The following is a 12,625-nucleotide window of genomic DNA, read 5'->3' as shown; positions in this document are numbered from 1 at the left end:
GCATGAGCGAAATCGTCGATTTCGTGATTTTGCATACGAACGACCTGCACAGCGTCTTCGAATCGATGCCTCGCATCCGTTCGATCTTCGCCGCTTATGAACGGGAGCAGCCGCCGGAGCGGCTGCTCCGTTTCGATATCGGCGACCATATGGACCGGATGCGCATCGAGACGGAAGGCACGATGGGCGCCGCGAACGTCGACGTCATGAACGCGACCGGATACGACGCGGCGGTGCCCGGAAACAACGAGGGGCTGACGCTGCCGGCGGAGGCGCTCGAGGAGCTCTACGGCCGACAGGCGGCGTTCCCCGTGCTCGTCGCGAACTTACGGCGTACGGAGGCGGACTCGGACTCGGGCGAGGGCGGCGAAGGCGCCTCCTGGCTTCGTCCGCGGCTGGTGCTTGAGCGAGGCGGCGTGCGCTTCGGCCTGTTCGGCTTGACGGCGGCGTTCGACCCGTTCTACCGCGAGCTCGGCTGGCGCGCGACCGACCCGTTCGAAGCGGCCGCGGCGCAGGTCGCCCGCTTGCGGGAGGAAGGCGCCGACGTCATTATCGCCTTAAGCCACTTGGGCTTGTCGCAGGATCGGCGGCTGGCGGAGACGGTGCCGGGCATCGACCTCGTCCTCGGCGGGCATACCCACCACTTGCTGGAGCGGCTCGAGCGCGCGGGGGGCGCTTACATCGGGGCCGCCGGAAAATTCGGCTCGCATGTCGGCGTCGTGCGGCTGGCCGTCGACACGGCCGCCCGCCGCATCGTCCGCTGCGAAGGGGGCGCCGTCGACGCGTCGTCGGCCGAGCCGGATCCGGCGCTCGCGGCGCTCATCGAACGCCGCGCCTCGGCGGCTCGGGCTTCGATGGCGCGCGTCGTGGCGCGCCTCCCTCGCGCGCTGCCCGCGGATCCCGACCGGGAATCGACGCTCGGCAATTTGCTTGCGATGGCGCTCCGCCGGCATTGCGATGCCGACATCGGCATCGTGAACGCCGGGCAGCTGCTCGCCGGCTTGCCGGCCGGTCCGGTGACGGCGGCCGAACTGCTTGCCGTCTGCCCGTCCCCCATTAATCCGTGCTCGATGCTCCTGCGCGGCGCTTCGCTGCGCGAGGCGATCGAGGAGGCGATGGCTTCGGCGTCGCGCGAGCGCGAAATCCGAGGCTTCGGCTTCCGCGGCAAGGTGCTGGGAACGTTGCTCTTGGACGGAGCGACGGTGGAGACGCTGCCGAGCGGCCCCGAGCGCGGGGACCGGCGCGTCGGAAGCATCTATGTCGGCGCGGAGCCGCTGGACGACGAGCGTTGGTATCGGGTCGGCACCATCGACATGTTCACGTTCCGCATCGGCTACCCGTCGCTCGCCGACGGGACGGAGATTACGTTCCGCCTTCCGGAATTTTTGCGGGATTTGCTCGCGGAATCGCTCGCTTCGCCGGCGCTCGGCGGCTGGATCGAAGCCGCCGAGCGGCCGCGTTACGTCGAAGCGCGCGAATAGGCGGGCGTTTCGTCATTGCCAAGGGCAGGGGAATCGTTTATTGTATAGACAGTTTACAGTACGAACGATTCGCGGCGTTGACCATGCGCATGGCGAACGAAATCGGGAGACAAGCGAGGGAATCCGTATGCTGCTGCTGCCGCTTCAATTATGCAGGCCGGGAATGCGTCTCGGGAAGCCGATTTTTAGCGACGACGGGCTCGTGCTGCTCGGCGAGCGCGTGGAGCTCACCGAGCCGTTCCTGCGCCGCTTGGAGCGGTTCGGCATTCAATATTTGTACATCGAGGACAAGCGGACGGACGATCTCGAGTTCCGGGACGTCGTCTCGGCGGAAACGCGCGCCCGCGCCGTCGGGGAGGTGCGCACGCAGTTTCGGCGCATGATGGACGACGCGATGAAGAAGCGCGCGGTGAACGGCTTGATGCTCGGCCGCGCCTTCAAGTCGGTCGTCGATTCGATCCTGGACGACATTACGGCCGCTCGGGATTCGATGCTGATGCTCGTCAATATTCATGCGTCCGATCATTATTTATTCCAGCATTCCGTGAACGTGTGCATCTATTCCGTCATCCTGGGGCAAGCGTACGGGTATTCGCGGGACGAGCTGTTTACGCTCGGCCTCGGCGCGCTCCTTCACGATATCGGGAAGACGCAGCTCCCGCAGGAAGTGCTGCTGAAGCCGGGCCGTCTGACGGCGGAGGAATTCGAGGTAATCAAGTCCCACTCGATGATCGGGTTCAAGATGCTGAAGGACGAGCCGAACGTGCCGCTGCTCTCGGCGCATATCGCGCTGCAGCATCACGAGCGCATCGACGGCACCGGGTACCCGCGGGCGATCCGGGGCGGCGAGATTCACGAATACGCCCGCTGGGTCGGCTTGGTGGATTCCTACGACGCCATGACGACGAACCGGGTGTACCGGAACGCGATGCTGCCGCACGAAGCGATGGAGCGGCTGTACGGCGGCGCAGGCACCCTGTACGATCAGGACAAGATCGCGTTGTTCCGGGACAAGGTCGCCATCTATCCGCTCGGCATGCTCGTCGCCCTCGATTCCGGAGCGGTCGGCGTCGTCGTCGACGTGAACGCGCTGACGCCCCAGCGCCCGATCGTCCGCGTGCTGTACGACGAGAACGGCCAAGTCGTCGAGCCGTACGAGGTGGACTTGTCGAAATCGTTAACGACCTATATTAAAGAAGCGAACGTTTCGTTTGCCGGCTTTCACTCCTGAAAGCGCGCCGGGGACGTTCGGATACCGGCGGCGGCTCCTGCGAAGGGGCCGTTTTGCGTTGCCCGGCCGGACCGGCCCCGCCGCGCGTCCGGTTTCAAAACTCCGTTCTTTCAGGTACAATAAGCGTTGAGGTGTCTTATGAACGTACAACTGGTGGATCCGTGGGATCCGATCCGCTCGCTCGAGCGGTATGGCAAGCATGTGTTGACGAGCGTGGAATTTACCGTTACGAATCTATGCAATATGCGCTGCGAGCATTGCGCCGTCGGCGACGCGCTCGTCCAGAAGGAAGGACCGCGCATCCCGCTGGAGACGGTGCTGAAGCGGCTGGACGAGGTCGAACGGCTCGAGACGATCAGCGTGACCGGCGGCGAGCCGTCCTACGACGCGGGGGCTTTGAGAGATTACATCGTGCCGCTGCTGCAATATGCGAGACGCCGGGGCGTCCGCACGCAAATTAACACAAATTTAACGCTGGATTACGAACGTTATGCAACGATCGCGCCTTATATCGACGTCTTCCACATATCCTATAACTATATGGGACACGAGGATTTCCATCGGATCGGCTTCGCGAACGCGGAGCGCCGGGTCGGCCTCGAGACGGCGAAGAAGATGCACGACCGGATGGTCGACAACGCGCGGCGGCTCGCGGACGCCGGCGCCTTCGTCTCGGCGGAATCGATGATCAATTACCGCACGCACGAGCGGATCGCCGACATTCATCGCCGCATCGTGGAGATGGGCTGCCGGCGCCACGAGGTGCATCCGATGTACCCGAGCGCCTTCGCGTCGAGCCTGCCGGTGCTGCCGATCGGCGACTTGCGCGCCGCCGTCGAGCGGCTGCTCGACGCGAGAGACCGCTCGGTCTGGATGCTGTTCGGCACGCTGCCGTTCTTCGCCTGCAGCGAGGAGGAGGCGGACCGCGCGCTGATCCGCCGTCTGGCCGACGAGCCGAACGTCACGGTGCGAGGCGACCCGGACGGACGCAATCGGCTGAACGTCAATACGTTCACCGGCGACGTGACGGTGACGGACTTCTCCGACGTGCCGCCGGTCGGCAACGTGGCGAACGACCGGCTCGACGAGCTGTTCGAACGATGGACGTCTCATCCGCTGCAGCGCCAGGTTAGCTGCTACTGCCCGGCGGCGGGCTGCTGCGGACCGAATTTGCTCGTGGCCGATATGTATTACAAGAACGTCGACTTTCGGAAGCGCCGGGCGATTTTATGACGATCGGGGTGTTGAAGTGCTAAGGAACATACTCATTATCGTACTGGGATTGGCGTTCCTGTACGCATTGTTTACGGTCGGCGCGCCGTTCCTGCTCGCGCTCCTGTTCGCGATATTCTTGGAGCCGCTGAATGCCATCTTAATTCGTTATTTGAAAATGAACCGGATCGCCGCCGCGACGATTACGAGCACGGCGCTCGTGGCGGCCATGCTCGGCGCCATCTATCTCCTGATCGCGAAGATCGTCTCGGAGCTGATCGCGCTCGTGCGCAACCTCGACTTCAACGAGCTGAACATGTTCGTCCTGCAGGCGCTCGATCGGTTGGACGCGCTGACGGTAGACATGCCGCCGGACGTCGCGGCGAACATCCGGGTGTACGCGATGAGCCAAATTCAATCGCTCCAAGGCCTCGCCACCCAGCTGTCCGGTTACACGTTCGACGTGCTGCGGACGCTGCCGGGGCTGTTGATCTTTTTCCTCGTGTTCTTCGTCGCCCTGTATTTATTCAGCTTCAGCCTCGCGACGATCCAGCAATCGTTCCTGTCCTTCTTCGAGGAGAAGTCGCGGGATAAGATCGCGGAGGTGCTGCTTAACCTGCGGAGCGCCGTATTCGGCTTTATTCGGGCGCAGTTTATGCTCAGCGGCTTGACGTTCCTGATCGCCTTCGCCGGCCTCTTGATCCTCGACGTGCGGTACGCGCTCGCGATCTCGTTCTTGATCGTGCTCGTCGACATCTTGCCGGTGCTCGGGACGGGCTCCGTGCTCGTGCCTTGGGCGGCGTATTCCTTCTTTATCGGCGATCCGAGGCTCGCGATCGGCTTGGTCGTCCTGTTCGTCCTGATCACCGTCTTCCGGCGCATCGTCGAGCCGAAAATTCTCGGCGAGCAGATCGGCATCGGCGCGCTGCCGACGCTCATCTCGCTGTACGTCGGGTACGAGCTGATCGGCGCGATCGGCCTCATTCTCGGCCCGATCGTCGTCATTATTTACCAGGCGATGGTGAAGGTCGGCCTGTTGAAAATTAAAATTCGATTGGAGTAACGCGACGTGACTTTGGATATGACCGAAGGGCGATTGGGCCCGCGACCGGATGCGATCATTTTCGATATGGACGGCACCTTGTTTCGAACCGAGACGAACATCGTAGCCGCTTACGAGCGGGCTTACGCGCGGCTGGCGGCGGAGGGGCTCGCGCAGGGCGAGATGCCCGCGCCGACGGTGCTGCTCGGGTCGCTCGGCATGCTGCTGACGGATATTTGGATGCGCGTGCTGCCCGACGCGTCCGAGGCGGCGCGGGAGCGGATGGACGTCCTGCTGCTCGAGGCGCAGCTGGCGCTGCTGGCGGAGGGCGTCGGTGAGCTGTACCCGGAGGTGCGGGAGACGCTGGAGCGGCTTCGGTCCGCGGGCTGCCGGCTGTTCGTCGCGAGCAACGGGCTGGAACGGTACGTGAAGGGCGTTGCCGAGCATACGGGCATCGCAGGGCTCTTCGAAGGGCTGTATTCGGCGGGCGAGTACCGCACTGCGTCGAAGGTGGACCTGGTCCGTCTGCTGCTCGACCGGCACGGCGTCGCGTCGGCTTGGATGGTCGGCGACCGCTCCTCGGACGTCGAGGCGGGCGTGCGCAACGGCCTCCCGGTCGTCGGCTGCGACTATGCGGCGTTCGGCGTGGCGACGGACAAGGAGCTGCAAGGCGCGACGGTGCGCATCCGGCGGTTCGGCGAGCTGGCGGCGTTGGCCGGGGCGTAGGCGGCGTTGGACGAGGCGTAGGCGGCGATGGCCGGGGCGTAGCGAGGGGGCGGCAGGGGCGAAGCGGATGCACCGGGCCCGGCGCTTGCGCTTCGCGCCTGCACGCAACATGCATGCAACCAATAATGCAGTTATTTTTTCTTGGCGGCGGGATGAAAGCGCTTCTCAAAGGCAGAAATACAGTTATTCAGCCGAAAGAAGGGCTCTGCGCCTTGAAATAGATGTAACATTTGCAAGAAAGCGATTGCATTCGGCGGCAGGGGAAAAAATAGCTGTATTTTTTGTCGTAAGACTCGCCCGGGGCGTTTTTTGGCGGGGGCGCGGGGCATATCGGAGCGCCGGTTTCGTAGTTGTGTTGTTCCTTGGACGCTTCCATCCAAACAACACAACTACGACGGAACCGGCGGAGCGTATGACCCATGCCTTCGCGCACGCCGCAGGGCGTTTTTTCATTTCTCCTTCTCGTACAGCCAGCGGGCGTATTCGACGGGCCGCGCGATCGCGCGCCGGTACGTCTCGGCTTCGCCGATGCGGCGGAACACCTCGCGCGCCGGCTTCGGGTTAATTTCGAGCAGCCAGACGCGCCCGGCCCGGTCGACCGCAAGGTCGAGCGCCAGTTCGCACATGTCGCGGAAATGGCTCTCGAGCCGCTCGACGACGCGATGCCCGAGCGCGATCATGTCGGCCTTCACGGTTTCCGCTTGTGAGCCTTTCGGGAACGTATGCTTCAGCAGCCGGTCGACCGAAACGGCCTTGCCGCCGCCGTGCAGATTGGAGGTGACGCTCCGCGCCGCGCCGACGCGGCCCGCGCAGCCGGTCGCGTCCCAACGGCCGTCTCCGGTTTTCTGCATGAGCAGCCGGTAGTCGTGCACGCGGCCGTTCGGCAGCGTCAGCTCGATGCCCTGCTGCAGGAGGCAGTTTTCATTGAGGCCGAGGCGCTCCAGCAGCCGTCCGGCGCTTTCGAGGCCGACGCGCCGCTTCGGGATGATGCGCCGCCGCTTATCGCGGCCGCGGACGATATACCGGCCGCTGCCGTCGCGCTCGATCCGTACGACGCCGCGGCCGCCGGTGCCGTTGATCGGCTTCACGAACGCGATGCCGTGCTTGCGCACGAAGTCCGCGAGCTCCTTCACGCCGCGGTACATGACGGTTTCGGGCAGGTGCGGACGGATTTCCTTATCCTTGGATAGCAGCGTGTGAATCGCCGACTTGTTCGCGAGCGGGCGGTTCACGTACAGCAGGTCGCCGTACCTTGCCCGGAATTCCCGCAGCTTGCGGAAGCGGGGCGTGTTTTGATAGCGGCAGCGGTCGAAGACGACGTCCGGGAACGGCATCCACCGCCGCCGCCACCCGCCGCGCGACTCGTCGTATACATGCGCGTAGATGCGGCGTTTGTCGTCCGCCACGTCCTCGGGCGTAAAGACGTACGCTTCGATGCCTTGGCGGGCGGCTTCCCGCAGCAGGCTGCGGAAGAACGACAGCTCTTCGAGCTTGCCGCCGTTCAGGTAGAGCGCCATCACGCCGAGCGTGAAGGCGCGGGGAGCGGACTTCATGCTAACGATCCCTCCGTTTCGCGGCGCCTCTCTCGCCTCGCGACCGGCTTCGCTTCGCCCGAACGCGGGCGGTTGGCTCGGGGCGGTCCGCGGCGACGAGATATTTCCAAAACCGGACGAGGCGCCGCAGCGACGTTTGGCGTATGTGCGGCTCGTCGAACTTCATCGGCTTCGAGTTCGCCTCGAAAAACCAAAGCTTCCCCGTCGTATCGACGCCGAGGTCCATCGACATCTCGCCGAGCGTATGCCCGGAGCCCTTCTCGATTTGCGAGGCGAGCACGAGCGCGGTTTCCCTCGCTTGCTTCAAGATGGCGCGCCCGGCGGTCGCGCCGAAGACGGTGGCGAGCAGCTTCGTGGGGTCGCCGATCGACCCGCCGCGCGGCACGTGCGTCGTGATGCTGGACGCCCCGGCGACGCGGGCCCCGATGCCCGAGACGCGCCATTCGCCCTTCGCGTTCTTCTGTACGAGCGCGCGCAGGTCGAACGGCCGGCCGCCGGCGCTTGCGAGCGAGATGCCCTGCTGCGCGATATACTCTTTGCCGTCCATATAACGTTTCACCGTATCGTACATCGCCGTGATCGAATCGAACGTCATCGATTCGACGCCGCCGGCGCTTTGGCACGTCAGCTTATAGCCGCTCCCGCCGTTCCCCGCGGCGTGTTTCTTCGGCGCGAGCTGCTGCACCTTCATAATGCCCTTGCCGGCCTTGCCCTTCACCGGCTTCAAGTAGACGTTGCGGTGCTTTCGCACGAGCCGGGCGAAGTCGCCCAGCCCGCCGAGCCGCACCGTCTCCGGAATATGCTTTCGCGTCAAGCGCGATTCGCTCAGCCATTCGAACAGGCTCCACTTGCTGAAGAACGACGGATTGAAAAATCGGATGTTCGGGTGCGAGAGACAGTCGTTAATAACGTTCTGCACCTCGGGCAGCTGCTCGAACTTCCGGTACGGAATCCGATTGTAGACGACGTCCGGGAACGGGCGATCGCCGAGCACCCATTTCTTCTTGGACGGCGAATAGACGTACCCTTTCAGCGTGCGGGCCCGCACGTCGAGATCGTCCTGCGCGACGATGTAGGCGTTCACGCCCTCCTCCTTCGCCGTGCGCAGCAGGTCGATGAAGTTATCCCGATTTCCCCTGAAAATGCGCGTATCGTCCCGATACGTCAATATCGCGGCGACCGGCGCGCTTGCGCCGAAGCCGGAGCCGACGCCCGTATCCGCCGACGCCGCGGCGTTCGGGACCGTTGACGCGCGCCTTGAAGCGGCCGCCATCACGAATTCCCCCTCTTGCGGAATTTCGCGAGGTACAGGCAATGCTGGAATACCAGCGAGAGCGTCTCGCGCCCCTCGTCTTTGAGAGCGGGATGCTTATAGATCGAGCGGCCCGGCTTGGAATTCGCCTCGAACATCCAAATGTTTTCGCTCTGATCGACGCCGAGATCGAAGCCCAGTTCCCCGACATGATGGCGCGAATTGTCTTGGATCGCGTCCGCCAGCTTGATCGAGACGTCCTTCATGCGCTGCAGCACGTCGCTCGCGCGGTCGCCGAAGACGCGGCCGAGCGCCTGCTGCGGGGTCATGAGCGTGCCGCCGTTCTTGATGTGCGTCGTCACGCTGCCGCGGCCCGCCATCTTCGCGCCGACGCCGGCGACGACCCAGTCGTTCGCGTTGTTGCGGACGAGGTGGAAGCGGAAGTCGATTGGGCAGCCGTCGATTTCCACGAGCCGAATGCCCTGCTGCGCGACGTAGTTGCGCATCCGGCCGCTTCCCGCCCCGAGCATGCGCATAAGGCTCGGAAACTTCTGAAACCGAAGCAGCACGTTCTTGCCGTTCCGGCGGAAGCGGGCGAAGTACCCCTTCCCGGGGGAGTAGGTGATGCGGTAGATGCCCTTGCCGAGGCTGCCGCCGGTCGGCTTCAGGTATAGGAATTTATGGCGCTGCAGCATCTCCTTGAGCCGCTCCGGCGTCGGATTGATCGTGGACTCCGGCACGTGCTTATACGCGTCCGCTTCGTCCTCGAGCATCCGATAGACGTCCCACTTGCTGTAGAAGCTCCAGTTAAACACCGGAATGTTGCGGCGCAGAAAGCGCTGCTTCAGCTGCTCCATGCCGTAGGAGACGTCCGCGGATCGGCTCGCGAGCCGGTTGTACACGACGTCCGGCAGGGGCACCGTCTTGCGCGTCCAGCCGCCGTTCTCGTTCGCGAAGTAACCGAATACGGTGTTCTGGTCCCAATTGACGTCCCGCGGCGTGAAAGCGAAGGAGTATGCCTTCCCGCCCCCGGCGCGCAGCAGCTCGCGGATCATGCCCGTGCGGGTGCCGAAAGGGCGGTCGATCCCCCCCTTGCCGCTCGTCAAAATGCCGATGAGAGGGCCGAGGCGGACGGTGGTCCCCCCGTCGGTCGTCGCGAGATAAATATTGCCCGTCTTCGGCGCGCGAATCGCCTCGCGCACGTACAGGGGCAAATATAAATGTTTTCCTTTGCGTCTCAGCGGTTTGACCTCCGCGGTCACCGTCCGGCCTCCGAGCCTTACGTCCACCGTGCTGCGGCCGCGCAGCCGAAGCTGCTTCGCGAGGGCGGAGGTGACGTATACCGCTCTATCCGATTTTCTCGTGAAATGGATCTTGCTTAACGTCAAACTCATGTGTTCTGTCCTCCTAGTTGCCGATCCAAGACGTACCTTGCGTAGCGAATCGGGCTGGTGACGGCCGCGACGCCCGCGCGGTCGTCCTTCAGCCGCGTGAATGACGTTCTTCCGGGTTTCGAGTTCACTTCCAACACCCACACGCGGCCGCCGCGGTCCACGCCGAAGTCGACGCCGAGCTCGAGCAGCGGCCCGTGCCCGCGCTCGAGCGCGGGCGGGATCGTTAAGGCGGCGCGGCGGATGCGGCGCAGGATGCGGTCCGTCTCCGCTCGGCCGAATTGGCGAAGCAGGTAGTCTTCCGCGGCGTAAGCCGAGCCGCCGCCGTGCAGGTTCGACGTGAGGCCGCCCTTGGGGCCGACGCGCGCGGCGGCGCCGGTGAGCGTCCAACGGCCGGAGCCGTCTTTCTGCACGAGCGCCCGCACGTCGAACGGCGCGCCGTCGTCCGCGGTAAGCGATAAATAAGGCTGTATCAGGTACTGCCGGCCGCGGACCAGCGTCCCGTCGACCCAGGCGAGCAGCGCTCGAAGCGAGGCGAACCGGCGGGATGCCGCGCGGTTCGCGCCGGTGCGGCCGAGCGCTTCGTAGCGGTGCGCCGGCGTCGGTCCGCCTTCGGCGTCGGCCCCGGCGGGGGCGTCACCGGGGGCGTCGGCGGGGGCGTCGACAGGAACCTCGACGGGAACGCCGACGGGAACGCCGGAGCCGTCCGCGCCGCGATCGAGCCGGCGAATGCGGAAGACGCCCTTGCCGTGCGTCCCGCCCTGCGGCTTGAGCACCGCGTCGCCGTGCGACTTCAGCCAGCGAGCGAGCGAGGCGGGTCCGTCGTACGGCTCCGTCGGCGGCAGGACGTCACGCAGTGCGGGCTCCTTCGCGAGCAGCCGGTACACCTCGAGCTTGCCGCCGAGGCCGAGGCCGAGCAGCGCGACGCCGGGCAGCGCGGCGAGCCGGGCGACGCCGGCGCGGTGGCGCGCCGCCTGCGCCCTCGTGCGGTGGAAGGCGCGGTCGTAAACGAGCGCCGGCAGCGGAAACACGCCGCGCGTCCACGCGCCGGCCGCTTCGTCGAAGACGTAGCCGACGGTCGTTCGGCGTATCCAGTCGACCCACTCGAGCGCGAAGACGAAGACGTCGAGGCCGAGCCGCCGACCGGTCCGGGCGAGACGGGAGAAGAAGGCGGCCGAGCCGAACGGCGCCGGCCCCTCCTTCGGGGTCGCGAGGATGCCGAGATGCGCGGGACGCCGGCGTCGCGAGCCGGCCAGCGGCGCAAGCATAGGTTTCACGTCGGGTTCCTCCTTCGCGTGACGCGGTTTACAGCTTCGACAAGTACCGCGCGTATTGTACGAGACGCTTGACGGACGGACGAATTTTCCCCTCCGTCAGCTGCGTATTGTCGTTCTTGGAGGGCTTCGAATTGACCTCCAGCAGCCACACCCGGCCGCCGCGGTCCACGGCGAGGTCGACGCCGAGCTCGCCGAAATGCGCGTCGATCGTCTTGTCGACGCCTTTGGCGATGTCGACCGCTGCCTTGCGGAGCGCCGTCATCGCGGAGCCGCGCCGCCCGTTCGGCAGGTTGGAGCGCAGGATCGCGTCCTTCATCGTCGCGATCGTGCCGCCCTTCGCCAGGTTCGAGACGAAATGATTCGGACCCGCGATGCGGCCGACGACGGACGTCACGTCCCATTCGCCGGTCGATCCCTTCTGCGTCAGCGCGCGGAAGTCGATCGGGCGGCCGTCGACGGCGGCGAGCTGCAGCCCTTGTTGAATTTGGTATTTTTGCTTCTTCAGGCGCGGCGATACGGCCGCGTACACCTTGGCGAGCGACGGATAGGCGAGCCGCCGCGTGCCGTTCGTCTCGCTGTAGTGGCAGGCGTAGCCGCCGGTTTCGGTCCTCGCGATGCGGATAATCCCTTTGCCGAGCGAGCCGCGGACCGGCTTGAAGAATAATATTCTGTGCTTGGCGGCCATCGCTTTGAGCACGTCGTAGCCGGTGAACGCATGCGATTCCGGCAAGTACCGCTGCAGCGAAGGCTCTTGCTTGAGCGCGGCGAATACTTCGGTTTTATCCAAATATTTCTCGTTAAACACTTTCGTGCCGTACCGGGATTTCGCTTCGCGGAACAGCGTTTGCACGCTCTCCATATTTTCGTACTTCCGGGACGTGAGCCGGTTATGGAGCACGTCGGGCATCGGAAAGACGCCCTGCTTCCACCCCTTGTCGTACGTCCACCCGGAAATCGTGCCGTGGCTGCTGCCGATGTCCGCCGGGGTGAAGAAGTATACGAAGGCGCCTTCCTTCTTCGCGGCGGCCACGAGCTCCCGGCAGAAGGCGGTCGTATCGCCGAACGGACGGTTCGTGTCCTGCGGCGACGCTCGGGACATGAGCACGCCGATGACCGGGCCGACCGACATCGTCTGCGAGCCGGAACGGTACGACGCCCGCAGCATCGCGGCGCCGCCGAGCCCCATGCCGTGCGCGAGGCTTCCGCCGATGCGGACGAGACGCGTTTTCTTAACCGGAACGACCGTAACGTAGCTGCGAAACGCCCCGAATCGCATGTTAATCGTCTGATGAGGCGCGATGCCCCATTTCCGCAGCAGCGACGCGCTGACCCACACGGTGTGCTCGCGGTCCGGCGGGGCGGCGGAACGTATGGTGACAACCTTGACCTTGGTTTTAGACATATTGGTCTCCTTCCGACTGCGAGGAGTGAGGCGACATAGACTAACAACATCATATGAG

Annotated in this window: 10 protein-coding genes; 5 read left to right on the top strand and 5 right to left on the bottom strand. The window is 64.8% G+C overall.

Going from position 1 to position 12,625, the window contains the following annotated elements:
• The first annotated feature begins 2 nt into the window (after positions 1–2).
• From VEZ38_RS18375 to VEZ38_RS18355, 5 genes are all read left to right on the top strand, one after another.
• The gene (locus VEZ38_RS18375) at positions 3–1,481 is read left to right on the top strand and encodes a bifunctional UDP-sugar hydrolase/5'-nucleotidase (protein ID WP_324896081.1); all 1,479 of its coding nucleotides are present in this window, start codon (positions 3–5) and stop codon (positions 1,479–1,481) included.
• 127 nt (positions 1,482–1,608) lie between these two features.
• On the top strand, positions 1,609–2,712 hold the full coding sequence (locus VEZ38_RS18370) for an HD-GYP domain-containing protein (protein WP_324896079.1): 1,104 nt from the start codon (positions 1,609–1,611) through the stop codon (positions 2,710–2,712).
• A 138-nt stretch (positions 2,713–2,850) separates the two neighbouring features.
• A complete protein-coding gene (gene yfkAB, locus VEZ38_RS18365) occupies positions 2,851–3,945 on the top strand; it encodes a radical SAM/CxCxxxxC motif protein YfkAB (RefSeq protein WP_324896077.1) in 1,095 nt (364 codons plus the stop codon).
• Between the two features lie 16 nt (positions 3,946–3,961).
• On the top strand, positions 3,962–4,987 hold the full coding sequence (ytvI, locus tag VEZ38_RS18360) for a sporulation integral membrane protein YtvI (RefSeq protein WP_324896075.1): 1,026 nt from the start codon (positions 3,962–3,964) through the stop codon (positions 4,985–4,987).
• 18 nt (positions 4,988–5,005) lie between these two features.
• Positions 5,006–5,692 (top strand): HAD family hydrolase, encoded by a 687-nt coding sequence (locus VEZ38_RS18355; protein WP_324896127.1) that lies wholly within the window; start codon positions 5,006–5,008, stop codon positions 5,690–5,692.
• Between the two features lie 449 nt (positions 5,693–6,141).
• On the opposite strand, the gene VEZ38_RS18350 is transcribed toward VEZ38_RS18355, so the two are convergent.
• Genes VEZ38_RS18350 through VEZ38_RS18330 form a run of 5 tightly spaced genes read right to left on the bottom strand, consistent with a single transcriptional unit; the run spans position 6,142 to position 12,567 of the window.
• Positions 6,142–7,245: a YheC/YheD family protein gene (locus VEZ38_RS18350; protein WP_324896073.1), complete on the bottom strand. Its 1,104-nt coding sequence runs from the start codon at positions 7,243–7,245 to the stop codon at positions 6,142–6,144.
• 1 nt (position 7,246) lies between these two features.
• Positions 7,247–8,518 carry a YheC/YheD family protein gene (locus VEZ38_RS18345; protein ID WP_324896071.1) on the bottom strand — a complete coding sequence of 424 codons (1,272 nt, stop codon included), beginning with the start codon at positions 8,516–8,518 and terminating at the stop codon, positions 7,247–7,249.
• Entirely contained in the window at positions 8,518–9,891 is a 1,374-nt protein-coding gene (locus VEZ38_RS18340) for a YheC/YheD family protein (protein ID WP_324896069.1), read from the bottom strand. The genes VEZ38_RS18345 and VEZ38_RS18340 overlap by 1 nt, the downstream gene beginning before the upstream one ends.
• On the bottom strand, positions 9,888–11,156 hold the full coding sequence (locus tag VEZ38_RS18335; RefSeq protein ID WP_324896125.1) for a YheC/YheD family protein: 1,269 nt from the start codon (positions 11,154–11,156) through the stop codon (positions 9,888–9,890). Before VEZ38_RS18335 ends, VEZ38_RS18340 begins: the two co-directional genes overlap by 4 nt.
• Before the next feature lie 37 nt (positions 11,157–11,193).
• Positions 11,194–12,567 (bottom strand): YheC/YheD family protein, encoded by a 1,374-nt coding sequence (locus VEZ38_RS18330; RefSeq protein ID WP_324896067.1) that lies wholly within the window; start codon positions 12,565–12,567, stop codon positions 11,194–11,196.
• Between the last annotated feature and the right edge of the window lie 58 nt (positions 12,568–12,625).

Source organism: Paenibacillus sp., assembly GCF_035645235.1.
GTDB lineage: Bacteria > Bacillota > Bacilli > Paenibacillales > YIM-B00363 > Paenibacillus_AE.
Note: the sequence above shows the minus strand (reverse complement) of the source record. Positions and strands in the feature narration are given on the sequence as shown.

What these genes read in the sequence shown, in the direction of transcription:
- VEZ38_RS18375 (WP_324896081.1), top strand. Translation starts at nt 3, where the DNA reads ATGAGCGAAATCGTCGATTTCGTGATTTTGCATACGAACGACCTGCAC.
- VEZ38_RS18370 (WP_324896079.1), top strand. Translation starts at nt 1,609, where the DNA reads ATGCTGCTGCTGCCGCTTCAATTATGCAGGCCGGGAATGCGTCTCGGG.
- yfkAB (WP_324896077.1), top strand. Translation starts at nt 2,851, where the DNA reads ATGAACGTACAACTGGTGGATCCGTGGGATCCGATCCGCTCGCTCGAG.
- VEZ38_RS18355 (WP_324896127.1), top strand. Translation starts at nt 5,006, where the DNA reads ATGACCGAAGGGCGATTGGGCCCGCGACCGGATGCGATCATTTTCGAT.
- VEZ38_RS18350 (WP_324896073.1), bottom strand. Translation starts at nt 7,245, where the DNA reads ATGAAGTCCGCTCCCCGCGCCTTCACGCTCGGCGTGATGGCGCTCTAC.
- VEZ38_RS18345 (WP_324896071.1), bottom strand. Translation starts at nt 8,518, where the DNA reads ATGGCGGCCGCTTCAAGGCGCGCGTCAACGGTCCCGAACGCCGCGGCG.
- VEZ38_RS18340 (WP_324896069.1), bottom strand. Translation starts at nt 9,891, where the DNA reads ATGAGTTTGACGTTAAGCAAGATCCATTTCACGAGAAAATCGGATAGA.
- VEZ38_RS18335 (WP_324896125.1), bottom strand. Translation starts at nt 11,156, where the DNA reads ATGCTTGCGCCGCTGGCCGGCTCGCGACGCCGGCGTCCCGCGCATCTC.
- VEZ38_RS18330 (WP_324896067.1), bottom strand. Translation starts at nt 12,567, where the DNA reads ATGTCTAAAACCAAGGTCAAGGTTGTCACCATACGTTCCGCCGCCCCG.